Here is a 22,585-nt window from a genome sequence, read left to right as displayed (position 1 = left end):
CATGGATCCCGGATCGGCGCCGCTTCGCGGCTTGTCCGGGATAACCATCCGGTTCTTTGGCCAGCTACTCCGCCGCCGTACCCGCCGCCTGCCAGGTCAGCGTCTGCGCCTCGTGCAGCGCCTGGTAAGGCCCGCCGGCGCGGATGAGATCCTCGTGGCGGCCCTGCTCGGCGATGCCGGCCGGCGTCACCACCACGATGCGGTCGGCATGACGGATGGTGGCGAGGCGGTGGGCGATGACCAGCGTCGTGCGCCCCTGCGCCAGCTCGGTCAGCGATTGCTGGATCGCCTTCTCGGTCTCGGTGTCGAGAGCGGAGGTGGCCTCGTCGAGGATCAGGATCGGCGGGTTCTTCAGGAAGATGCGGGCGATGGCGAGGCGCTGCTTCTGGCCGCCGGAAAGCTTGACGCCGCGCTCGCCGATCACCGTGTCCAGCCCCGCCGGAAGATCGGCGATCATCCGGTCGAGCCGCGCCCGGCGGGCGGCCTCGACGATCTCGGCTTCCGAGGCGCCGAGCCGGCCATAGGCGATGTTCTCGCGGATGGTGCCGGCGAAGAGGAAGACATCCTGCTGGACGATGCCGATCTGGCGGCGCAGCGAGGCGAGCGTCAGCTCGCGGAGATCGATGCCGTCGACGGTGATGCGGCCGGCATCGACCTCGTAGAAGCGCGGCAGCAGCGAGAGCAATGTCGTCTTGCCCGCTCCCGAAGGGCCGACGAAGGCAACCGTCTCGCCGGCCCGGATCGCGAGGTCGATATGGGACAGGATCGGCCTGTCCTTGGCATAGCCGAAGCGCACGCCCTCGAAACGGATGGTCCCCTTAAGCGGCGGCGCCTCGACGGCATCGGGCGCATCGGCGATGTCGGGCTCGGTCGCGAGCAGTTCCTGATAGCGGCGGAAGCCGGCTATGCCCTTCGGATAGGTCTCGATCACCGCGGCGATCTTGTCGAGCGGGCGGTAGAAGACGCCGACCAGCAAGAGGAAGCCGACGAAGCCGCCGATGCTGAGGCTGCCCTGCACGACATACCAGGTGCCGGCCAGCATGACCGCGAGCTGGACCAGGCGCATGCCGAGATAGTTCAGCGCCTGGCTCGCCGCCATGATGCGATAGGCTTCGAGCTTGGTCGAGCGATAGCGCTGGTTGTCGCCGGCGAAGAGCGCGCGCTCATGGGCCTCGTTGGCGAAGGCCTGGACCACGCGCATGCCGCCGATATTCTCCTCCAGCCGGGCGTTGAAGGCGCCGACGCGGCCATATTGCGCCTGCCAGTTGGTGGTCATGCGGCCGCCATAGCGGGCGACGATGAAGCCGGCGAGCGGCACGATCAGCGCCGTGATCAGTGCCAGATGGACATGGACCGAGAGCATCAGCAGGAAAGCGCCGACGAAGGTCATCACCGCGATGAACAGGTCCTCCGGTCCGTGATGGGCGACCTCGCCGATCTCCTCCAGATCCTTGGTAACGCGGGCGACGAGATGGCCGGTCTTCTGATCGTCGTAGAAACGGAAGGAGAGCTTCTGCAGATGGTCGAAGGCGCGCCGGCGCATCTCCGTCTCGATATTGATGCCGAGCCGGTGGCCCCAATAGGTCACGATCGCCATCAGCCCGGTGTTGAGCCCATAGATCGCGAGCAGCAGAACGCCCGCGAGCAGGATCAGCGGCCAGTCGCCGCGCGGCAGCAGGAGATCGACGAAGGCCTTCATCGCCATCGGAAAGCCGAGCTCGAGCAGGCCGGACAGCACGGCGCAGCCGAAATCGACCAGGAACAGCGTCCGGTGCGGGCGATAATAGGCGAAGAACTCTCTCAGCATGGCGCGCTCATAGCAGATCGGCGCCGTTTTGCGTCAGCTTCACGGCAACAGGCCGGATATTCGGAAACCGATATCAGGAGTTTCGATTCAGATCGGAACGGCAGATTGGCCAGTCAAAAAAGCCGCGGTGCCACTTTCCTTCGCCATGCTCTAGCTTCGCGTCATGTGGCAGATTCTCTCGACCTACTGGCCGCACATCCTCGCCGTCATTTCCGTGGTGATGGCGGCCGTGGCCGCCGCGCATGCGGTGATGACCAAGGACGAGGTGCGCGCCGCCATCGGCTGGGCCGGAGTCATCATCCTCTCGCCGATCGTCGGCCCGCTCCTCTATGCCGTCGCCGGCGTCAACCGCATCCGCCGCGCCACCATCCTCTCGCAACGCCCCGGGCCCGGCGCCGCCGCGGATTCCACCCGACGCTTCCATATCAGCCATGACGAGGTCGGCGAGGTCTTCGGCCAGCGCTTCGCGGCGCTGAAGACATTGGGCGACCGCGTCGCGCGCCATCCGCTGACCAAGGGCAACCAGATCGAGACGCTGCGGACCGGGGACGAGGCCTATGCCGCCATGCTCGCCGCCATCGCAGCGGCGCAGCGCAGCGTGATCCTGGAGACCTACATCTTCGACCGCGACCCGCTGGGCTTGAGGATCGCCGATGCGCTGATCGCGGCCTCGAGACGCGGCGTCTCCGTCCGCGTGCTGATCGACTCGGTCGGCGCCCGTTACTCGGTGCCCAGCATCGTCGGCCCCCTGCGCAGCGGCGGCGTCACCGTCGCCGTGTTCAACGGCAACATCATCATGGGCCTCAGGCTGCCCTATGCCAATCTGCGCACCCACCGGAAGATCATCGTCGTGGACGGCGCGACCGCCTTCATGGGCGGAATGAACATCCGGCAGGGCTTCACGACGGAATTCGCGGGCGAGGCCTCGGCCCATGACACGCATTTCCGCATCACCGGGCCGGTCGTGGGCGACCTCTTCGCCGTGGCGGCCGAGGACTGGCGCTTCGCCACCGGCGAGGCGCTGACCGGCCCGGACTGGGCGATGCAGGCGCCGGCCCCCGTCGAGCGGCCGGTGCTGATGCGCGCCGTGCCCTCCGGCCCCGACTCCTTCCTCGAGACCAATCACAAGCTGCTGATCGGTGCGCTCTCGGTGGCGCGCCGCTCGGTCAGGATCATGTCGCCCTATTTCCTGCCCGACCAGGAACTGATCAGCGCCCTGGTGACGGCGGCGCGGCGCGGCGTCGACATCGACATCGTCGTGCCCTCGGTCAACAACCTCGTGCTGGTCGACCGGGCGATGACGGCGCAGTTCGACCAGATCCTCAAGAATTACTGCCGGATCTGGCGCGCAACCGGCCCCTTCGACCATTCCAAGCTCTTCGCCATCGACGGAAGCTGGGCCTATGTCGGCTCCTCCAATCTCGATCCGCGCTCGCTCCGGCTGAATTTCGAGATCGACGTGGAGGTTCTCGATCCCGGCTTCGCACGCGGGATCGAGGCCCGGATCGACGCCGTGATCGCCAAGGCCGGCAAGGTCACGCTTGCCGGCCTGCGCGCGCGGCCCTATCTCGTACGTCTGATGGACCGGGTGATCTGGCTCGGCTCGCCCTATCTCTGACGAAACGGTGACGAGCCCGGCCTCCCCGGCAGTATAGACTGCGGGTCCGCCCGATTCGATTCCGTGCCGACACAGGCTGGCGCAGCGATGCAGAAGAAGAGCCCAAGCCTGCGGGCCAGCATCATCTCCTCGCTCCGCCAGCGCAGGAACCGGACGGGAACCCTTTCCGGCATCGCCGGCGAACGGCTCTCCGGCACGCTGGTCGCGTCCTACAACGTCCATAAATGCGTGGGCGTCGACGGCCGCTTCGATCCGGAGCGGATCGCCCGCGTCATCGCCGAGATCGGCCCCGACGTCATTGCCCTGCAGGAGGCCGACAAACGCTTCGGCGAGCGCGAGGGTCTGCTCGACCTCGCCTGGCTCGAGCAGGAAACCGGGCTGGTGCCGGTCCCGCTCGGCAATGCCAGCCGGGCCCATGGCTGGCGCGGCAATGTCGTGCTGTTCCGGCGTGGCATCGTACAGGACGTCCATCAGGTGAGCCTGCCGGGGCTCGAGCCACGCGGCGCGCTCGTCGTCGATCTCGACCTCGAAAGCGGCGCGGCGCTCAGGCTCGTCGCCGCTCATTTCGGCCTGCTCCGGCGCTCGCGCTCGCAGCAGGCGCGCCGGCTGATCGAGATCATGCAAAGCCGGGACGAGCGCCCCACCCTCCTGCTGGGAGACCTCAACGAATGGCGCCTGGGCGAGCGCTCCTCGCTCAAGGAGCTGGGTCCGGCCTTCGGCAGGCTGCCGGTGCCGGTGCCGAGCTTTCCCTCCGGCCTGCCGCTCCTGGCGCTCGACCGCATCATCGCCAACCGGCCGGAAATCCTGTCCGATGTCGAAGTCCACGACACGCCGCTGGCAAGGACCGCCTCGGACCATCTGCCGATCAAGGCCTATGTCGATCCCGGCCTGCAGGGCCTCGCCCTTCCCGAGAGCGCGGAAACCGATGCCGCGACAGCAAGCGAGGCCACGCACGCCATGCTGTCCGAACGCCCCCTGCCCTTGCCGGAGGCGCTCTCGGGCGACACCGGCGAGCGGCGCAACCGCGAACTCGTCCGGAAAGCCGGCGTCCGCCTGAAACGGGCCGTCAGCCGCACCTTGCGGCGGCGCGAGCCTCCACCGCGCTGATGAAACAGGTGCAACCCGCCCCTCGTCGTGCCGGTCATGACCAGCATGCGCGGGCGTGCTGGCCAGCCGGGACAAAGCCGGCAATGTGGGACGTTCCAGAGTCGCTCGTCTCCCGGAGTTGAGATGCCGGATTTCTCCCCAACGCCTCAGCCCGAAAGCCGGAACGCAGCGCTCCGAAAAGGCCGGGACGACGCCCCCGCCGAACGCCCGAGCGCGGTGCAGCTCTTCCTGATCTTCACGCGCATCGGGTTGACCAGCTTCGGCGGCGGCCTGAGCGGCTGGCTGCTGCGGGAGTTCGTGCAGCGGCGCAAGCTGATGAGCGAGGAGGATTTCCTGAACGGGCTCTCGATCGCGCAGGCACTGCCGGGGGTCAACGTCACCAATATGGCGATCTGGATCGGCTACAAGCTCGGCGGGCGCAACGGCGCCATCGCCTCGTGGCTCGGCATCATCGTGCCGGCCGCCATCGTGATCACGCTGATCAGCACCGTCTTCACCGCGCTCGCCGGCTTCGAATTGACTCATGTCGCGCTTGCGGGCGCCGCCTGCGCCGCGATTGGGCTGTCGCTCTCGATGGGGCTCGTCGCCGCGCGGCGCGTGCCGCGCCGCGTGTTCCCGCTCGCGATCATGGCCACCACCTTCGTCGCGGTCGCCATCCTGCAATTGCCGCTGATCTGGACGGTGCTCGTCGCCGGCTCGCTCAGCGTCGCCGTGACCTACCACCAGGGCTGACGGACAATGCCGGCCATCGCCATCAGCATCCTGCTGGTCTTCCTGCCGCTCTCGCTGGTGACGATCGGCGGCGGGCAAAGCGCCGTTGCAGACATGCACCGCCAGATCGTCGACGTACATGGCTGGATGACCGCCTCCCAATTCGTCGACGCCTTCGCGATCTCGCGGCTGGCGCCGGGCCCGGGCTCCCTGCTCGCGACGCTGATCGGCTGGCGCATCGCCGGCTTCTGGGGGGCGCTGGCGGCGACCATCGGCATCTTCGGCCCGACCGCGCTGCTGATCTACGGTGTCGCCCATATCTGGTCGCGCTTCGAGGGTGCGCGATTGCTCAAGGCGCTGGAAAGAGGCCTGCGGCCCGTCGCGGCCGGGATGATCCTGGCGGCGAGCTACGTGCTGATCAATTCGCTCGACAGCGGCTGGATCGGACGCGGGCTGGCGCTGGCCTCGACCGCGCTGCTGATGACGACGCCAATCAATCCGCTCGTGCTGATCGGCGGCGGAGCGGGCTGCTTCGTCCTGCTGCACATGGCGGCGCTGATCTGAATCGCTTCGCAGAAAATGGCGCGACCTACGGGAGTCGAACCCGTCTCCCCAGCGTGAAAGGCTGGTGTCCTAACCGATAGACGAAGGTCGCGTGCTCTCGCGGCCGGGGCCGCGTTGCGAAGCGGGGCGAGGTATAGTGGCGGGCGTGCCGCTTCGCAAGCACCCGTTCACAAGAATCGTGAGCCGACCTCCCATTTTCAAAGCAAGCCGGGCGGCCGCGCCTAGACGACCCTGACGAGATCGAGGATGCGCAGCTCCGCCGTCTCGTTGCCGCCCCAGCGATTGAGGCTCAAGGTCGCGGCGAGATGGACCATTTCGCCGCGTGCCGCGATCAGCGCCTGCCCCAGCGGTTCCTGCGCCGCGCGGAAGGCGACGCCGCCGATGCTGGCGCCGTCGCCGCTGCGCAGCTTGATACGGATATGGCCGCCACTGCCGATCGGGATGGCATCGGTCAAGCGATGGGCGGGGAAGACGAAGACCGGCTCGGGGCTGCCTGAGCCGAAAGGTCCGGCCTTCTCGATCTCGGCGATGAGGCGCGGGCTTGCACCGCCCGCGCTCAAGGCGGCATCGACCAGCAGCGCCTCGGCCTCGCTGGCGCCTGCGACCTCGCGGGCGAGATGCTCGTTGAGAAAGGCGTGGAAGCCGTTCGCCTGTCCGCGCCCAAGCGTGACACCGGCCGCCATGGCATGGCCGCCGCCTTTCACCGCCATGCCCGCTTCCACCGCCGCGCGCACGGCCCGGCCGAGATCGACGCCCGCGACCGAGCGGCCCGAGCCGGTGGCGCCGCCCTCCCCGTTCAGCGCCAGAGCGAAAGCCGGGCGACGGAAGCGCTCCTTCAATCGTGCCGCCACCAACCCGACGATGCCGGGGTGCCAGTCGGCGCTGCCCGCGAGCAGGACCGGCAGGCTCTCATTCGCGCCGGCGAGCTCATGCTCCGCCTGCGAGACGGCCTCCAGCACGGCGAGGCGCTCGATCTCCTGCCGCTCCTGGTTGAGGCGGTTGAGCTCGGCGGCGATGGCACGCGCCTCGACCTCGTCGGCGGTGAGCAGGAGGCGGGCGCCGAGAGCGGCATCGCCGATGCGCCCGCCGGCATTGATGCGCGGGCCGAGCAGGAAGCCGAGATGCCAGGGCTGGACCGGCCCGTCGAGGCCGGCGACATCCATCAGCGCGGTCAGGCCCGGCCGGATGCGCGCGCGCATCATGGCGATGCCTTGCCGGACGAAGGCACGGTTCAGCCCGCGCAGCGGCACGACATCGGCGACTGTCGCCAGCGCGACGAGGTCGAGCATCGCGAGCAGGTCGGGCTCGCCGCCGCGCTCAGCCCAGACGCCCTGCCGGCGCAGCTCCCGGCTGGTGGCGACAAGGGCGAGGAAGACGACGCCGGCGGCGCAGAGGTGCCCCAGGCCGGAGAGATCGTCCTGACGATTGGGATTGACCAGCGCCTCGACGGCCGGCAGCCGCTCTGGCGCCTGATGGTGGTCGAGCACGACGACATCGAGCCCGAGCCGGCGGGCCTCGGCCAGAGGCTCGTCGCTGGTGGTGCCGCAATCGACGGTGACGAGCAGCGTCGCGCCCTCGCCCGCCAGCATGCGGATGGCCTCGCTGTTGGGGCCGTAACCCTCGATCAGCCGGTCGGGGATATGGATGTGCGGGCGGGCGCCGGCCTGCTCCAGGAAGCCGGCAAGCAGGGCGGAGGAGCAGGCGCCATCGACGTCGTAGTCGCCGAAGATCGCGACCTGCTCGCGGGCGGCACCGGCCCGCGCCAGCCGCGCGGCGGCGGCTTGCATGTCCGTGAGGATGGCGGGATCGGGCAAGAGATCGCGCAGCTTCGGCTCGAGGAAGCGCAGCGCCTCGGCCGGCTCGACATCGCGGGCGGCCAGCAGGCGCGCGAGGATGTCGGGCAAGCCCTGCTGCTGGCTCAACGCCTCGGCGCGGCCGAGGCCGGCCATGTCGAGCCGGTCGCGCCAGGGTCGGCCGAGCGCCGAACGGGTCACGCCGAGAAAAGCACGGGGCTGCATCAGACTCATCGTGCTCCCGGCGTCGCGCAAGCGGAGCACAAGGTCAACCAGCGTCGAACTTGGCCGGCCGGTAACCGGGCGCCATACTGTGCACAAGCAGCCGGCCAAGGCGCAGGATCGGACAGGGAACGTGCATGGAAACAGAAACCGACGTCGTCATCGTCGGCGCCGGCCTGTCCGGCCTCGTCGCCGCCTGCGAGATCGCGGATGCGGGCCGAAAGGTCGTGCTGCTCGACCAGGAGCCGGAAGCCTCGCTCGGCGGACAGGCCTTCTGGTCCTTCGGCGGGCTGTTCTTCATCGACAGCCCGGAGCAGCGGCGGCTGCGCATCCGCGATTCGCGCGAATTGGCGGTGGATGACTGGTTCGGCTCGGCCGGCTTCGACCGGCCGGAGGATGAATGGCCCAAGCGCTGGGCAAAGGCCTATCTCGATTTCGCCGCCGGGGAGAAGCGGGCCTGGCTGCATGCGATGGGCATGCGCTGGTTCCCGGTCGTCGGCTGGGCGGAGCGCGGCGGCTATCTCGCCACCGGCCACGGCAATTCGGTGCCGCGCTTCCATGTGACATGGGGAACGGGGCCGGGCGTGCTGGAACCCTTCCTGCGCCGTGCCAAGGAGGCCGAAGCCAAGGGGCTGCTCTCGTTCCGCTTCCGCCACCGCGTCACCGATCTCACGAAAAGCGGCGATACGATCGACGGCGTCGCGGGCGAGATCCTGGAGCCGAGTGCCGCCGGGCGCGGCGAGAAGAGCGGCCGCGCCGTCGCCGGGCATTTTTCGCTGAAGGCGCAGGCGGTGATCGTCACCTCCGGCGGCATCGGCGGCAATCACGAGCTCGTCCGGGCCAACTGGCCGGCGCGTCTCGGCCAGCCCCCTGCCCGGCTGCTCTCTGGCGTGCCCGATCATGTCGACGGCGCGATGCTTGCGGTCGCGGAAGCCGCCGGCGGCCGGCTGATCAACGGCGACCGGATGTGGCACTATGTCGAAGGCATCGCCAACTGGGCGCCGATCTGGCCGCGGCACGCCATCCGCATCCTGCCCGGTCCCTCCTCGCTCTGGTTCGATGCGCGCGGCAACCGGCTGCCGGTGCCGCTCTTTCCCGGCTTCGACACGCTGGGCACGCTCGAGCACATCATGAAGACCGGCTATAGCCATTCCTGGTTCGTGCTCAGCCGCAGCATCATCGCCAAGGAATTCGCGCTGTCGGGCTCGGAGCAGAACCCGGACCTCACCGGCAAGAGCTGGCGGCAGGTGCTGAAGCGCGCGGGCGGCGGCGTGCCGGGGCCGGTGCAGGCCTTCATGGACAAGGGCGAGGACTTCATCGTCGAAACCGACTTCTCCCGCCTCGTCGCGCGCATGAATGCACTCGCCGGCGAGGCGCTGATCGACGAGGCGCATCTGCGCGGGCAGATCGAAGCGCGCGACCGGGCGCTCGCCAACCCCTTCGGCAAGGACATGCAGGTCGTGGCGCTGCGCGGCGCGCGGGCCTATCTCGGCGACCGATTGATCCGCACGGCAAAGCCGCACCGCATCCTCGACCCCGCCCATGGTCCGCTGATCGCGGTCAGGCTCAACATCCTGACGCGGAAGTCGCTGGGCGGGCTGATGACGGATTTGTCGTCACGCGTGCTCGACGCCGTGGGCGAGCCGGTGCCGGGGCTCTATGCGGCGGGAGAAGCGGCCGGCTTCGGCGGCGGCGGCCTGCATGGCTACCGGGCGCTGGAAGGCACCTTCCTCGGCGGCTGCATCTTCTCGGGGCGGGTGGCCGGGCGCGCCGCGGCGGAAGCTGTGGGATAAGACCGGCGGCGTAGCGCCGTCATTCTCGGGCTTGACCCGAGCATCTCATGACGATGGAGGCTCCAGCGCCTCTCTCGGCCTGAGATGCTCGGGTCAAGCCCGAGAATGACGCCCTATTGCAATTTCCGGCGCAGGCCAAAGGCCGGCGCCGGAAACACGGCTCCGCTCAATCGAGCTGGAACTTCGAGAATTCGCGATGCTCGCCGAAGATGCGGCGGACCGTGCCCGTGATCGAGCGATAGACCAGCGTCTCGGTCTCGATGAAGTCCTTGCCGAACTTCACGCCCGAGAGCAGCCCGCCATCGGTGACGCCGGTGGCGCAGACGATGACGTCGCCCGAAGCCATCTCCGACATGTCGTACTTCTTGTTCGGATCCTTGACGCCCATGCCCGCCGCGCGCACGCGCTTCTCCTCGGTGTCGAGGATCAGCCGGCCCTGCATCTGGCCGCCGACGCAACGCAGCGCAGCCGCCGCCAGCACGCCCTCGGGCGCGCCGCCGATGCCGAGATAGAGGTCGATACCGGTCTTCTCCGGCTGGGTGCAGAAGATCACGCCGGCCACGTCGCCATCGGTGATCAGGCGGATCGAGCAGCCGGTCTTGCGGACCTCCTCGATCAGCTTGGCATGGCGCGGGCGGTCCATGATCAGCGTCGAGATCTCATGCGGCTTCACGCCCTTGGCCTTGGCCAGCGCGTTGATGTTGTCGGCCGGCGAGGCGTCGAGGTCGATCACGCCCTTGGCATAGCCCGGGCCGCAGGCGATCTTGTCCATGTAGACGTCGGGTGCGTAGAGCAGGCTGCCGGCGCCGGCCATGGCCATCACCGCGATCGAGCCCGGCATGTCCTTTGCGCAAAGCGTCGTGCCCTCGAGCGGGTCGACCGCGATGTGCACCTTCGGCCCCTGCTTGTTGCCGACCTTCTCGCCGATGAAGAGCATCGGCGCCTCGTCGCGCTCGCCTTCGCCGATGACGATCTCGCCATCGATGGGCAGGCGGTTCAGTTCGCGGCGCATGGCGTCGACGGCGGCCTGGTCGGCGGCCTTCTCGTTGCCATGGCCGCGCAGGCGCGCGGCGGAAACGGCAGCGCGCTCGGTGACGCGCACCAGCTCCATCGAGAGATAGCGCTCGATGATCTGATCCGGGGAGATACGGAGATCGACGGACATGAAATGGTTTCCCCTTGCAATATGGCGGGCGGAATCGACCCGAAGGCCTATTCCCGCTCTATGCGGATGACTTGCGGCGGTTCCGCGACATGGCCGTCGGCCGTGACCTTTTCCAGCGCCGCCCGGATGGCGGATTCGCTCGTGGCGTAGGTGATGAGCACGACCGGCACCGGCGCGCCCGAGCGGCCGCCCGGATCGCGGTTCACGGCTTCCGGCGAGCGGCGCTGGACGATGCTTTCCAGCGAGATGTCGGCTTCGGCCATGCGGGTTGCGATCGCAGCCGCGGCACCGGGACGGTCCGCCACGGCAAGGCGGACATAGTAGCCGCCCTCGTGACGCTGCATCGGCGCGCGCGTCGGCTCCTCCAGCCGCCCGACCGGCAGGCCGAAGGGCAGGCCCGCCGTGCCGCGCGCGACATCGGCGATGTCGGCCACCACGGCCGAGGCCGTCGGATCGCCGCCGGCGCCGGGGCCGACCAGCGTGATCTCGCGGACCGCGTCGGCATCGATGCTGACGGCGTTGAGCACGCCCATCACCTGCGCGATGGCGGAGGCTTTCGGCACCATGGTCGGGTGCACGCGCTGCTCGATGCCGGTCTTGGTGCGCTCGGCGACGCCGAGCAGCTTGATGCGGTAGCCGAGCTCGTCGGCCATGCGCAGATCGAGCGGCGTGATCGCGGAAATGCCTTCGACATGAATCGCTTCGGCGTCGATCTTCGTTCCGAAGGAGAGGCTGGTCAGGATGGCGAGCTTATGGGCGGTGTCGAAGCCCTCGACGTCGAAGGTCGGGTCCGCTTCGGCATAGCCGAGGCGCTGGGCGTCCGCCAGGCAGGCTTCGAAGGTCAGCCCCTCCTGCTCCATCCGCGAGAGGATGTAGTTGCAGGTGCCGTTGAGGATGCCGGAGATGCGGCTGACATTGTTGCCGGCCAGCGCCTCGCGCAGCGTCTTCACCACCGGGATGCCGCCGGCCGAGGAGGCTTCGAAGGCGAGCGCCACACCGTTGCTCTCGGCGAGTTCCGCCAGCGCGACGCCATGGGCCGCGAGCAGCGCCTTGTTGGCGGTGACGACATGCTTGCCGGCCGAGAGCGCGGCCTCCACCGTCGCCTTGGCCGGGCCGTCGGAGCCACCCATCAATTCGACCACGCAATCGACCTCGGCCGATTTCGCCAGCGCCACCGGATCGTCGAACCAGGTGAAACCGCCGAGATCGATCCCACGGTCGCGCTTGCGGTCGCGGGCCGAGACGGCGACGACGCGGATCGCCCGGCCGCAGCGCGCGGCAAGCGCGTTCTCCTGCCGTTGCAGGATCTTCAGCACCGAGGCGCCGACCGTGCCGAGACCGGCGAGGCCGATGCGCAGAGGCTGGGAGGCGTTGGGGAGGACAGCGCTGGTCATGGGCGCGGGGTCGCATGAGGCGCGATGCGTGTCAACGGAGAGCGACGCTCCCAGCCCTGCGAAATCGCTCCGGCACGACTAGCGCTCGGCCGAAACGACGAAGGCGGAGATGCCTCCTTCGATCGGGCCGGAGCCGAAGCGACGCTCCAGCGCCTTCGCCACGGCCTCGGTCGCGGCCGTCAGCCCCGGCGCGCCGCGCGCCTCGATCTCGCCGCGGATCGGCGTGCCCTGGCAGAAGCCGGTCGCGACATCCAACGCGGAATTGGCGCGGGAACGCTTCTCGACACGCTCGATCGCAGGCCTCCCGAAGCCGCCGGCCATGACATCGAGCTCGATCGTTCCGAGATCATGATAGCCATGCGGCGTGCGCTCGATGAAACGCGGAGGATCGGCCGGAAAAACCTCGGCCAGCGCGTCCAGCAGCACCGCCGTGAAATCATTGCGGGCGACCGCATCCCAGACATTGAAGAGATAGCGCCCGCCCGGCCGCAGGACACGCCGGGCCTCGCTATAGCCCTTCGGCTTGTCGGGGAAAAACATCGCGCCGAACTGGCAGGCGACAACATCGAAGCTCTCATCCGCGAAGGGCAGATCGAGCGCGTCCGCCTGCTGGCAAACGATCCTGGCGTCCCCCGCAAACCGTGCGGCGGCGATGTCGAGCATCGCCTGGTTGAGATCCGTCGCGACGATGCTCGCCCCATCGAGGCGCGCCGCCATCGCATGCGTCAGGGCACCGGTTCCCGCCGCGAGCTCGAGAACATGAGCGGGCCGAGCGGCCACGACCCGAGCCGCCAGATCCTCGGCATAGGGTTGAAAGATCAGGGGTACGAGCAGCCGGTCGTAGATCTGCGGAATGGGACCGGTGAAAACCTTGTCCGTCTCTTCCATGGCAGCACCTGTCGCAGCAGCCCTCGCGCAGGATAGCCCAGCGACTGACGTAACGGAACCGCCTTGTTCGGAGCCGCGAATTGCGGGACTCAGCGCTGATCCAACCGACAAGCCGCTTCAGCGGCCCCCGCAACGCCTCTCAGCCGAAATGGCAGATCACCTCGGCGGCGACGCGCTTCACCTTGCCGTCATCAAAGGAGAGATAGACCCGCAGCAGATTGCTGACGAAGGCCGTCGCCTTGATCGTGCGCAGCGCTTCCAGCGTCTGGCCTTCCGAGACCGTGCTGTTCTCGACGTCGGGCGTCCAGAACCACGGCTTCGGCGGATCGATCGTCGCATCGGCGAGAATGCGCTCGGCCTCCGCCCTCTCCGTGCCGATCGGGATCCGCCGCGAAACCACATCGGTCACGTCGCGCGCGCATTCGCGGGCATTGCCGGATGACGCCAGGACGTCCCGGACCAAATCGGAGCTGGTGTCGGTGATGCGGCCCTTGGAGTAATCATAGGTCGCCACCAGGCAGACCGCCGCGAAAGCGGCGAAGCCGATGCCGATAAGGCGGCCTTTTCGTTGCATGGAAGCGAGCCCCGGACGCGATACGGAATCTCCCTTCCGCACCGTCCCGGTTCCCATGTTTTGGCGGCGGGGTCCAGAGGCAGCGCAAAACCGCCACCGTCATTCTCGGGCGAAGCGAAGCGCAGACCCGAGAATCTCATGCGGGATGAGGCGCCTCTCCTTCAGGAGATGCTCGGGCCAGGCCCGAGCATGACGGCCCTGACGGTCGAAACGCCGCGCCCTACCCCGCCTTCGGCATCTGGATGACGTTGTGCAGCGTCGCGTCGGCGCCCTTCAGGAAGCGGCCGATATTGCGGGCGGCCTGGCGGATGCGTTGCTCGTTCTCGACGATGGCGATGCGGACATAATCGTCGCCGTGCTCGCCGAAGCCGATGCCGGGCGCCACCGCGACCTCGGCCTTCTCGATCAGGAGCTTGGAGAACTCCAGCGAGCCGAGATGGCGGAATTTCTCGGGGATCGGCACCCAGGCGAACATCGAGGCTTCCGGTGCCGGGAAGTCCCAGCCGGCCTTGCCGAAGCTCTCGACCAGCGCGTCGCGGCGCTTGCGGTAGATGTCGCGCATCTCGCGGATGCAGTCGTCCGGCCCGTTGAGCGCGGCGGCGGCGGCGACCTGGATCGGCGTATAGGCGCCGTAGTCGAGATAGGATTTCACCCGCGCCAGAGCCGCCAGAAGCCGCTCATTGCCGACCGCGAAGCCCATGCGCCAGCCGGCCATGGAGAAGGTCTTCGACATCGAGGTGAACTCGACCGCGACATCGATCGCGCCCGGCACCTGCAGCATCGAGGGCGGCGGGTTGTTCTCGTCGAAATAGACCTCGGCATAGGCGAGGTCCGATAGCAGGATGAGCTCGTGCTTCTTCGCGAAGGCGACGAGGTCGCGGTAGAAATCGAGCGTCGCGACATAGGCGGTCGGGTTCGCCGGATAGCAAGTGACGAGCGCGATCGGCTTCGGCACCGAATGCATCACCGCCCGTTCCAGCGCCGGGAACATCGCCGGCGTCGGCTCGGCCGGGACGGACCGAATCACGCCGCCCGCCATCAGGAAGCCGAAGGCATGGATCGGATAGCTCGGGTTCGGCACGAGCACGACATCGCCCGGGCCGGTGATGGCCTGCGCCATGTTGGCGAAGCCCTCCTTCGAGCCGAGCGTCGCGACGACCTGCGTCTCGGGATTCAGTTTCACGCCGAAGCGACGCTCATAGTAGTTCGCCTGGGCCCGGCGCAGGCCGCCGATGCCCTTCGAGGCCGAATAGCGGTCGGTGCGCGGCTTGCCCGCAGTCTCGACCAGCTTCTCGATGACGTGCTTGGGCGCCGGCAGGTCGGGATTGCCCATGCCGAGGTCGATGATGTCCACGCCCTTGGCGCGCTCGGCGGCCTTGATCTTGTTGACCTGTTCGAAAACGTAAGGCGGCAGGCGCTTGATGCGGTGGAAATCGGTCATCTCGAACAGGTCCCTGAAGCACCGATCCGGAAAGCGGCATCCGCTTCCCGGAAAATCCGATGCGATAACAATAGGATAGACCGTCGTGGCCGCGTCCGGTCGGACGCGCGACGATCTATCTTCGGCCGGCGGCATCGCTCATGCGCAAGGTCACTTCCTTGCGCCAAGGCTGCTTAGCACCGCATCTTTGTTCAGGACAGGGCCAAAAACGCAAGAAATTGCGATCTTCGACCAATAGGCGAACAGGCATGGGCGCCTGCCCGCAGGGCTTACGGCCCGGAGAGCGTCAGTTCAGCGGCGGAATCTGGGCCGGCTTCGGCGGCGTGGTCGAGGCTCCGAGGGATTTCGCCGTGTTACCGGCCGCCTCGTTGACCTTCTGCTTTGCCGCGAGCTGCTTCTCGATCGACTCGAAGCCCGCCCGCGGCTTGCAGGGATCCTTGGGATCGCGGATCGGCGGCGGCGTCCTGAAGCGGGCGGCCTGGCCGGAGGGCACATAGGCCGGCGGAGGATTGGGGCCGGGGCAAAGCTGCGCCACCGGGATCGACGAGCCCACCGGGATATACTCCATCTCTGCCGGGCGGGTCGCGCGGACGAAGGCTTTCGATTCCTGCGGCGTCGTCGCCATGCCGATGGCCTCGGCCGAACTCTTGACCGGGCCTTCCCCGACGCAGCCGGCCAGGGAGAGCCCCAGCAGCGCAGCCGACAGGATGAGCGGCTTTTTCACGGAGAGTTCGATCGGCATGAGGACTTCCGGCGGTTCGACGAATTTTCTTGGTAAAGCACACCGGCCGCGTCCTTAATAGGACCAAAATGGGGAGCGATGCGCTAACCTCAGAACAAGGGGGAAACGATTCATGGGCCGGCAGGGCGACGACCGATCGAAGGAAGCGGCTGGCGCGTCCGGGACGCCGACCCCGGATCTCGATCAGTTCGCGCAGAATATGGGCCGTCTCTTCGAGGAGTACGGCAAGGTCACGGCCGCCTATCTGAAACCGCTCGAACGCGGGCAGGCCAAGACCGGGCAGGCCGACGAGGCCAGCGACATGGTCAAGACGCTGGGGCGGGTCGCCGAGCGCTGGGTGAACGACCCGGCGAAGATCATCGAGGCCCAGGCCTCGCTCACCGGCGAATTCTTCAACCTGTGGAGCGCGGCGCTGAAGCGGGCCGCCGGCGAGGAGGTCGCCCCCGTCGCCGAGCCGGACAAGCGCGACACCCGCTTCAAGGACCCGGACTGGTCGAACCACCCGACCTTCGACTTCATCAAGCAGGCCTATCTCATCGGCTCGCGCTGGGCCGAGACCATGGTCGACAAGGCCGATGATCTCGACCCGCATACGCGCAACAAAGCTCGCTTCTACATCAAGCAGATCGCCAGCGCCCTCTCGCCCACCAATTTCGTCGCGACCAACCCCGAACTGCTGCGCGAAACCCTGGAACAGAACGGCGAGAACCTGGTGCGCGGCATGAAGATGCTCGCCGAGGATGTCGAGGCCGGCGGCGGCGAATTGAAGATCCGCCAGTCGGACGCCCAGTCCTTCGCGGTCGGCGTCAACATCGCGACGACGCCGGGCAAGGTGATCTTCCGCAACGAGATCATGGAGCTGATCCAGTACGCGCCGGCGACGCCGCAGGTGCTGAAGCGGCCGCTGCTGATCGTGCCGCCCTGGATCAACAAGTTCTACATCCTCGACCTCAATGCCGAGAAAAGCTTCATCCGCTGGTGCGTCGCGCAGGGGCTCACGGTCTTCTGCATCTCCTGGGTCAACCCGGATGCGCGCCATGCCGGCAAGGATTTCGAGAGCTATATGCGCGAGGGTATCTTCGCGGCGCTCGACGCCGTCGAGGAGGCGACGGGAGAGAAGAAGGTCTCGGCGATCGGCTATTGCGTCGGCGGCACGCTGCTGGGCGTGACGCTGGCCTATATGGCCGCGATCGGCGACAAGCGCATCGAGAGCGCGACCTTCTTCACCACCCAGGTCGATTTCTCGAAGGCCGGAGAGCTTTCCGTCTTCGTCGACGAGGAGCAGATCCGCGCCATCGAGGAGCAGATGGCGAAGACCGGTTTTCTCGACGGCTCGCGCATGTCGGGCGCGTTCAACATGCTCAGGCCCAACGACCTGATCTGGTCCTACGCCGTCAACAACTACCTGAAGGGCAAGGCGCCCGCCCCCTTCGACCTGCTCTACTGGAATGCGGATTCGACGCGGATGCCGGCGGCGAACCACTCCTTCTATCTGCGCAACTGCTATCTCGACAACAAGCTCTCCCGGGGCGAGATGGTGATCGGCGGCAAGATGCTCGACCTGAAGGCCGTGAAGATCCCGGTCTACAATCTCGCGACGCGCGAGGACCACATCGCGCCTGCCCCTTCCGTCTTCATCGGCTCGCAATGCTTCGGCGGCCCGGTGGAGCACGTCGTCGCGGGCTCCGGCCATATCGCCGGCGTGGTCAACCCGCCCGCCAAGGTGAAGTACCAGTACTGGACCGGCGGCCCGGTGAAGGGCTCCTATGAGAGCTGGATGGACAAGGCGCAGGAGCATCCCGGCTCCTGGTGGCCGCATTGGTTCGCCTGGCTGGAAGCGCAGGCGCCGAAGACGATCGCCGCGCGCGAGCCCGGCGGCGGCAAGCTCAAGGCGCTGGCGGACGCGCCGGGGACCTATGTGAAGGTGAAGGTCTAGCCTCCCCTCCTCGGGCCCGCGATGGGAAGAAGGCAGAGGCTCGGCGCAAACGTCTTCGCCCGCCCGCGTCGGCGCGTTCGGTGGTGGTGAGGGGCAGCGGAGCGCCGCGAGGCGCGGTTGGGTGTAAGGCCGCTTCCATTGAGCCAGGATGCGGCGCGGAGGGATTGAGCCACCCTCTGCACGCCCCGTGGCGCTCCGCTTATCGGCGTTCTTAAGTCTCCGGGCCGCGCTTATATGGCTTTGCGGGTCGGGAGAGGCGAACTCGGACGCCAGTTCCCCTCATCGGGTTGTCGCGTCGTTGCTCGCGCCGTCCGTTGCCACCGAGCCTTCCAGCGAGCTCCTCGCACAGGGGCCGTAGTACCCCCAGGGCGGTGCCCCGAAGCCTCCCGAGTCTGGCGTGCAAAGCCAGCCGCAGGCGCCGACCTCATCCCGCCATACGACATGCCTCCGGATGGCTGCCCCTCGGTGATGAGGTGGGTCGAGGATAGAGGCGGACGGAAAGCGCGGGGATAAGTCGGGGCTGGTTCGTCTACTTTCGACCCATTGCGGAACTTCGCAGCGATAGCTACTCACCGAACGCGGCGGGCTAGATCGGTCTATCGGTCAGATGAGCTGCCAACGACCAGCCCAAGCTCGGGCAGGACAAACATTCCGCGTAGACTGCCTGACCATTGATAGAAGCTTCCCGGCCTTTTCAGAACTTCAGGTATCCCGCGCGGCCAAGCCCACGAATGCTCCCGACCGCAATACAGGTTCAGCGGTAATCCATCCGAAAAGAACGACGTGGGGACAGGCGTCTCCTTCCAATCGCCGTCGAAATAAGAACGGGTCGCTTGATTGGCCGAGTCGTCAATGTCGGTGAAGAAGCCGATGCCTTGAGATTTGATCGCCGCGACAGCCTGATCACTCAAACTAAACGCAAATGCTCCTTGGTGGCTGAGAAAGCGCGAGCAGCTTCCGTTAGCGTAGAACCAGCCCGTTTGAATTTTTTGAGGCACGCTTCCTCTTTGAAGGCTGCGGTTCACCAGTGTGTCAACCGCTGACACCCCGGCAACGAGCGCAAGTCCGAGAATCGTCCATTTAGTAAGAGCGCGAGGCAGAACGTCCCCCGACGGATGGAGCTAGTACGTGCAGCTTAGGGGCTTCACCAACGTCGGCAAACGACCCAAATCCGACATAGCGGTCAATGGCGTCGCCATCTCGCCAGCCTTTTGAAGAGCATTGAAAAGGCCGCAATCCAAATAAACTCGGCCGGGATCAACCATAGCAACGACCGACCGATATTAGGCCAACCGCCTTCAACGAAGTTAACGGCTGAAAGAGAAACGAACAATGCCGATATGACGGCAAGGCCGAACAGGACGATGTAGTGGACAGACCAGCCTCGTAGCGTTGCTATCAACGCGGCGGCGAACGCGGTGCCTATGGTGGCGGGCGCGAGAACGATCCAGACCATGTCACGCCTCCATAACAGCGGCGGGTAGCGTAGTTGGTCCACAGAGATCGACAAGGTCCGCTTCCGACCCATAGCTGCCATCAAAGCCGGCACCTTACTTGTCCCTTCGTCGAGTTGACTTGTCGGGAGGGTAACCCAAGGTTGTGCTGGGCAAAGATGCTGGGGGGCTTCCATGCTTAAGGCCGCGATCGCCGCGTTATTCGTCATAACCGCAACGGCTGCTTCCGCGCAGAATTATCCGCGACCCGTCGAGCGCGGCGCGCATTGCAAATGTGCCCGAATGCTTTTTGGGATTCGATCAGTCAACGGATATTGCCACTGGGACAACCGTCTCGCCGACGCCATCAACGACTGCGCCGCGCGGCAAGAGCGGGTGGTGCAAAGCCCGGTGCGAGCGAATGGCGCTGGCAGCATTCCCTATCGTATCGGTCTCGGTCTAGCCGCGCAGCGCGGCATCTACGGCGCCAGCGGCGGCTGCTTCGCTCGGGTCTTCGAGGCCTCCGCTTCCCAGCAGCCTTCCCCCGGCCCTCGAATCCGATACGGCATTCCCGGTCGGGACATGCCGGCATTTTCCCGAGAGCTGCAGCGGCGCTGTGGGATTTTGCAGTAGCGGCCCCTCCCGCGTCCGCTTTTAGGTATAGAGCTAACGACCGCTCCCCTCCCATCGCCGACATGCCCGCCACGCGATGAGCTTGTCGCGGCCTCACAGCAAAAAGCCGGCCCGAAGGCCGGCTTTGCAAAGCTCGCGCGTGCGGCTGCTCAGTACTTGCGGACGACCGGATGGACCGGGAGCGTCTGGGCCGGGTCGTCCCAGCGATAGGTCAGGCCGACCGAGGCGATGTTGATGTAGGGCTTGGCATCGCCCGAGAAGAGCACCGCGCTCTGCTGCGGGTGGAAGCCGGTGTAGTTCACCTTGGCCTTCTTCACGTCGATGAAGGTGTAACCGAGGTCGAGCTTCAGCTTCTCCGTGACCTGATAGCTCAAGCCCGCGGAGAGCCAGAGCCGGTCGTTGTCGGCGATGAAGATCGTGCGGTTGCGGTCGTTGACCGCCGAGAGCTCGTAGCCGACACCGGCCCGCAGCGTCAGCGCGTTGTTGTATTTGTATTCCGCGCCGAGCGAGAAATACCAGGCGTCGTCGTACTGGAAGTTCAGGCTGGTGATCGGAACGCTGCCGGTCTTGCTGACGATCGGGATGTTGCGGAAGCGGCTCCAGTTCGTCCACTCGACGCCGGCATGGACCTGCCACTGATCGTTGATGACCTGCGAGACACCGAACACCACCGAGTCAGGCAGGTTGAGGTTGGCCTTGACCGGGATGACGCCCGCAGTCGGCGCCCGGAAGGTGCCTTCCAGCGTCTGGCGCACTTCCGAGCGGTAGGCCAGACCGATCGTCGTGCCCTGGAGCGGGGTCAGCGTCACACCGAAGCGGTAGCCGAAATCGATCGTGTTGCCTTCGATGATCACCGGTGCGGCGCTCGGGCCGATGCCCCCAGCCTGCTTCAGCGAGGCGTTGAAATACTGGACCTGCAGCGCCGCGCCGATCGCGAGCCAGTCATTGACCTGATAGCCGATCGTCGGCGAGACGTTGATGGTCTGCACCTTGGCGGAGCGGCCATAGATCTGCGCGGCATTGACCTGATGGTCGGGCTTCGAACGCAGGCCGTAGGGCGCGCCGGTGGTCACGCCGATCCACAGCCTGTCGGTGAGCTGCCAGGACGAATAGGAGGCGGGGATGAAGGCGCCGTCGCCGCCGAGATTGCCGGTGCCGTTCTGGATCGGGCTCAGCGGGAAGCCGGGCAGCGCCAGCCGCGTCGAGGTATTGGGGTCGTAGGCGGCGTTGGCGTTGAGATAGGTGAAGTTCCAGTTGCTGTTGCGGCCCGGGAACATGGTGATGGTCGCCGGGTTCCAGGCCATCGCAGCCATGCCGATGCCGCCCGAGGCCGCGCCGGCATAGGCCATGCCGAGGCCTTCGGCGCCCTGGCCGCTGCGGATCGCGAAGGAGCTGGCGGAGGCCGCGCCCGCGGCCAGAAGAGCGGTCAGTGAAACCGAAGTGGCAGCGAGAGTGCGAGCAAGGCCCTTCATCGAATCCATCCCGTTTGTCGTTGTCCGAGGCGCTGCGGCCTCCCCTGATTCTGAGCATGACCCGAGCCGCCGGAGGCCGCAATCCCGCCGCGAACACCCCAAAACGGCCGCCTTGCCACCGCATTCGGCGGCGCAATCCGCAAAAAACGCTCAAAAAGGCCATTTTTGAAGGGGGCGAACCGGCTTCCGCCGAAAAAGGATCGTTCACATGCGAACTATTGCGGATTTTTGACGCCTTCGGTCCCCGGGCCCGCCACTGGGGCTCGCCGTAGCGTCATGTCGCTTTGCCCGCTCACGTTGCATTCGGGCAACATTTTTCCGGCCCTTGCGACGCAGGATCGCCATGCGCGATGATGGACTTGTCAGCAAGCGGCGCATTCGGTCAGATCGCGCGCCATTTATATCGTTTGAATTGGGGAAATGCCTTGAAACTCCTTCGTTACGGTGCGCCCGGCCAGGAAAAGCCGGCCCTTCTCGACGCGAAGGGCGGGTTGCGCGACCTGTCCGGCGTCATTCCCGATCTCGCCGGCAAGGCGTTGACCTCGGCCTCGCTGGCCAAGATCAAGGCGCTCTCGCCGGAGTCGCTGCCGCTCGTTTCGGGCTCGCCGCGGATCGGCGCCTGCGTCGGCGATGTGCACAACTTCATCGCCGTCGGCCTGAACTTCGCCGACCACGCCGCCGAGACCGGCGCCGAGATCCCGAAGGAGCCGATCCTCTTCAACAAGGCGCCGAACTGCATCGTCGGCCCGAATGACGACGTGATCATCCCGAAGGGCTCGACGAAGACCGACTGGGAGGTCGAGCTGGCGATCGTCATCGGCGATGGCGGCTCCTACATCCCGGAAGACAAGGCGATGGCGGCGATCGCGGGCTTCTGCGTCTGCAACGACGTCTCCGAGCGCGCCTTCCAGATCGAGCGCGGCGGCCAGTGGGCCAAGGGCAAGGGCTGCCCGACCTTCGGCCCGCTCGGCCCCTGGCTGGTGACGACGGACGAGGTCAAGGACATCCAGAATCTCGGCATGTGGCTCGAGGTCAATGGCGAGCGCGTCCAGAACGGCTCGACCAAGACGATGATCTTCGGCGCCGCCTATCTGGTCCACTACATCAGCCAGTTCATGCGTCTCGATGCGGGCGACGTCATCACCACCGGCACGCCTCCCGGCGTCGGCCTCGGCTTCAAGCCGCCGCGCTTCCTCAAGGGCGGCGAGGTCGTGACGCTCGGCATCGAGGGCCTCGGCGAGCAGAAGCAGAACTTCGTCGCCTATAAGGGCTGAGCATCCTGCTCCGTGGAA

General features: G+C 66.8%; 18 protein-coding genes, 1 tRNA gene and 1 pseudogene. 8 read left to right on the top strand and 12 right to left on the bottom strand.

Features of this window, described 5'->3' with window-relative positions:
* Positions 1-64: 64 nt before the first annotated feature.
* Positions 65-1,807, bottom strand: coding sequence for an ABC transporter ATP-binding protein (locus tag AB6806_RS04010; protein ID WP_038368177.1), 1,743 nt, complete (start codon positions 1,805-1,807; stop codon positions 65-67).
* Positions 1,808-1,970: 163 nt separating this feature from the next.
* Between AB6806_RS04010 and AB6806_RS04005 the strand changes: the two genes are divergently transcribed.
* The 4 genes and pseudogenes from AB6806_RS04005 to AB6806_RS03990 all read left to right on the top strand — a co-directional run bounded on the left by AB6806_RS04005 (position 1,971) and on the right by AB6806_RS03990 (position 5,807).
* Positions 1,971-3,425 carry a phospholipase D-like domain-containing protein gene (locus AB6806_RS04005; protein ID WP_370954146.1) on the top strand — a complete coding sequence of 485 codons (1,455 nt, stop codon included), beginning with the start codon at positions 1,971-1,973 and terminating at the stop codon, positions 3,423-3,425.
* Positions 3,426-3,512: 87 nt separating this feature from the next.
* Positions 3,513-4,307: pseudogene (locus AB6806_RS04000) on the top strand (endonuclease/exonuclease/phosphatase family protein); the annotation flags it as partial.
* Between the two features lie 348 nt (positions 4,308-4,655).
* On the top strand, positions 4,656-5,264 hold the full coding sequence (locus AB6806_RS03995; protein WP_370954145.1) for a chromate transporter: 609 nt from the start codon (positions 4,656-4,658) through the stop codon (positions 5,262-5,264).
* Between the two features lie 6 nt (positions 5,265-5,270).
* Positions 5,271-5,807, top strand: coding sequence for a chromate transporter (locus AB6806_RS03990; protein WP_191123472.1), 537 nt, complete (start codon positions 5,271-5,273; stop codon positions 5,805-5,807).
* A 16-nt stretch (positions 5,808-5,823) separates the two neighbouring features.
* Here AB6806_RS03990 and AB6806_RS03985 read toward each other — a convergent pair.
* Positions 5,824-5,898 (bottom strand) — tRNA-Glu (locus AB6806_RS03985).
* 130 nt (positions 5,899-6,028) lie between these two features.
* Positions 6,029-7,825 (bottom strand): single-stranded-DNA-specific exonuclease RecJ, encoded by a 1,797-nt coding sequence (recJ, locus tag AB6806_RS03980; protein WP_370954144.1) that lies wholly within the window; start codon positions 7,823-7,825, stop codon positions 6,029-6,031.
* 134 nt (positions 7,826-7,959) lie between these two features.
* Here recJ and AB6806_RS03975 point away from each other — a divergent pair, with 134 nt between their 5' ends.
* Positions 7,960-9,615 (top strand): FAD-binding dehydrogenase, encoded by a 1,656-nt coding sequence (locus tag AB6806_RS03975; RefSeq protein ID WP_370954143.1) that lies wholly within the window; start codon positions 7,960-7,962, stop codon positions 9,613-9,615.
* Between the two features lie 166 nt (positions 9,616-9,781).
* Here the strand turns inward: AB6806_RS03975 and glpX are convergent, their stop codons facing one another.
* The 6 genes from glpX to AB6806_RS03945 form a co-directional block, all read right to left on the bottom strand.
* Positions 9,782-10,780, bottom strand: coding sequence for a class II fructose-bisphosphatase (gene glpX, locus AB6806_RS03970; RefSeq protein ID WP_038368195.1), 999 nt, complete (start codon positions 10,778-10,780; stop codon positions 9,782-9,784).
* 47 nt (positions 10,781-10,827) lie between these two features.
* Positions 10,828-12,174, bottom strand: coding sequence for a homoserine dehydrogenase (locus AB6806_RS03965; RefSeq protein WP_038368198.1), 1,347 nt, complete (start codon positions 12,172-12,174; stop codon positions 10,828-10,830).
* Positions 12,175-12,252: 78 nt separating this feature from the next.
* Positions 12,253-13,062 carry a class I SAM-dependent methyltransferase gene (locus AB6806_RS03960; RefSeq protein ID WP_370954142.1) on the bottom strand — a complete coding sequence of 270 codons (810 nt, stop codon included), beginning with the start codon at positions 13,060-13,062 and terminating at the stop codon, positions 12,253-12,255.
* Positions 13,063-13,201: 139 nt separating this feature from the next.
* On the bottom strand, positions 13,202-13,636 hold the full coding sequence (locus AB6806_RS03955) for a hypothetical protein (RefSeq protein ID WP_038368203.1): 435 nt from the start codon (positions 13,634-13,636) through the stop codon (positions 13,202-13,204).
* 220 nt (positions 13,637-13,856) lie between these two features.
* Positions 13,857-15,077, bottom strand: a complete 1,221-nt coding sequence (locus AB6806_RS03950) for an LL-diaminopimelate aminotransferase (protein ID WP_112761900.1) — start codon at positions 15,075-15,077, stop codon at positions 13,857-13,859.
* Positions 15,078-15,363: 286 nt separating this feature from the next.
* Positions 15,364-15,819, bottom strand: coding sequence for a hypothetical protein (locus AB6806_RS03945; RefSeq protein ID WP_112761899.1), 456 nt, complete (start codon positions 15,817-15,819; stop codon positions 15,364-15,366).
* Positions 15,820-15,931: 112 nt separating this feature from the next.
* On the opposite strand from AB6806_RS03945, the gene phaC reads away from it, so the two are divergent.
* Complete coding sequence (phaC, locus tag AB6806_RS03940; protein ID WP_038368208.1) at positions 15,932-17,755, top strand: class I poly(R)-hydroxyalkanoic acid synthase; 1,824 nt, start codon at positions 15,932-15,934, stop codon at positions 17,753-17,755.
* A 596-nt stretch (positions 17,756-18,351) separates the two neighbouring features.
* Here phaC and AB6806_RS03935 read toward each other — a convergent pair.
* The gene (locus AB6806_RS03935; RefSeq protein WP_370954141.1) at positions 18,352-18,780 is read right to left on the bottom strand and encodes a hypothetical protein; all 429 of its coding nucleotides are present in this window, start codon (positions 18,778-18,780) and stop codon (positions 18,352-18,354) included.
* Positions 18,781-18,938: 158 nt separating this feature from the next.
* Entirely contained in the window at positions 18,939-19,211 is a 273-nt protein-coding gene (locus AB6806_RS03930) for a hypothetical protein (RefSeq protein WP_370954140.1), read from the bottom strand.
* Between the two features lie 172 nt (positions 19,212-19,383).
* On the opposite strand from AB6806_RS03930, the gene AB6806_RS03925 reads away from it, so the two are divergent.
* Positions 19,384-19,821, top strand: a complete 438-nt coding sequence (locus AB6806_RS03925) for a hypothetical protein (RefSeq protein ID WP_370954139.1) — start codon at positions 19,384-19,386, stop codon at positions 19,819-19,821.
* A 149-nt stretch (positions 19,822-19,970) separates the two neighbouring features.
* Here AB6806_RS03925 and AB6806_RS03920 read toward each other — a convergent pair whose 3' ends face one another.
* Positions 19,971-21,293 (bottom strand): OmpP1/FadL family transporter, encoded by a 1,323-nt coding sequence (locus tag AB6806_RS03920; RefSeq protein WP_162719956.1) that lies wholly within the window; start codon positions 21,291-21,293, stop codon positions 19,971-19,973.
* 425 nt (positions 21,294-21,718) lie between these two features.
* Between AB6806_RS03920 and AB6806_RS03915 the strand changes: the two genes are divergently transcribed.
* Positions 21,719-22,567: a fumarylacetoacetate hydrolase family protein gene (locus AB6806_RS03915; RefSeq protein ID WP_113254678.1), complete on the top strand. Its 849-nt coding sequence runs from the start codon at positions 21,719-21,721 to the stop codon at positions 22,565-22,567.
* Positions 22,568-22,585 lie beyond the last annotated feature (18 nt).

This window comes from Allobosea sp. RCC_152_1 (assembly GCF_041360765.1).
Lineage (GTDB): Bacteria > Pseudomonadota > Alphaproteobacteria > Rhizobiales > Beijerinckiaceae > Allobosea > Allobosea spartocytisi.
Note: the sequence above shows the minus strand (reverse complement) of the source record. Positions and strands in the feature narration are given on the sequence as shown.

Excerpts from the sequence above, each read along its gene's own strand:
- AB6806_RS03950 (WP_112761900.1), bottom strand. The coding sequence starts at position 15,077 with ATGACCGATTTCCACCGCATCAAGCGCCTGCCGCCTTACGTTTTCGAA.
- phaC (WP_038368208.1), top strand. The coding sequence starts at position 15,932 with ATGGGCCGGCAGGGCGACGACCGATCGAAGGAAGCGGCTGGCGCGTCC.
- AB6806_RS03930 (WP_370954140.1), bottom strand. The coding sequence starts at position 19,211 with ATGGTCTGGATCGTTCTCGCGCCCGCCACCATAGGCACCGCGTTCGCC.
- glpX (WP_038368195.1), bottom strand. The coding sequence starts at position 10,780 with ATGTCCGTCGATCTCCGTATCTCCCCGGATCAGATCATCGAGCGCTAT.
- AB6806_RS03995 (WP_370954145.1), top strand. The coding sequence starts at position 4,656 with ATGCCGGATTTCTCCCCAACGCCTCAGCCCGAAAGCCGGAACGCAGCG.
- AB6806_RS03945 (WP_112761899.1), bottom strand. The coding sequence starts at position 15,819 with ATGCCGATCGAACTCTCCGTGAAAAAGCCGCTCATCCTGTCGGCTGCG.
- AB6806_RS03920 (WP_162719956.1), bottom strand. The coding sequence starts at position 21,293 with ATGAAGGGCCTTGCTCGCACTCTCGCTGCCACTTCGGTTTCACTGACC.
- AB6806_RS03990 (WP_191123472.1), top strand. The coding sequence starts at position 5,271 with ATGCCGGCCATCGCCATCAGCATCCTGCTGGTCTTCCTGCCGCTCTCG.
- AB6806_RS03925 (WP_370954139.1), top strand. The coding sequence starts at position 19,384 with ATGCTTAAGGCCGCGATCGCCGCGTTATTCGTCATAACCGCAACGGCT.
- AB6806_RS04010 (WP_038368177.1), bottom strand. The coding sequence starts at position 1,807 with ATGCTGAGAGAGTTCTTCGCCTATTATCGCCCGCACCGGACGCTGTTC.
- AB6806_RS03960 (WP_370954142.1), bottom strand. The coding sequence starts at position 13,062 with ATGGAAGAGACGGACAAGGTTTTCACCGGTCCCATTCCGCAGATCTAC.
- AB6806_RS03975 (WP_370954143.1), top strand. The coding sequence starts at position 7,960 with ATGGAAACAGAAACCGACGTCGTCATCGTCGGCGCCGGCCTGTCCGGC.
- AB6806_RS03955 (WP_038368203.1), bottom strand. The coding sequence starts at position 13,636 with ATGCAACGAAAAGGCCGCCTTATCGGCATCGGCTTCGCCGCTTTCGCG.
- AB6806_RS04005 (WP_370954146.1), top strand. The coding sequence starts at position 1,971 with ATGTGGCAGATTCTCTCGACCTACTGGCCGCACATCCTCGCCGTCATT.
- recJ (WP_370954144.1), bottom strand. The coding sequence starts at position 7,825 with ATGCAGCCCCGTGCTTTTCTCGGCGTGACCCGTTCGGCGCTCGGCCGA.
- AB6806_RS03965 (WP_038368198.1), bottom strand. The coding sequence starts at position 12,174 with ATGACCAGCGCTGTCCTCCCCAACGCCTCCCAGCCTCTGCGCATCGGC.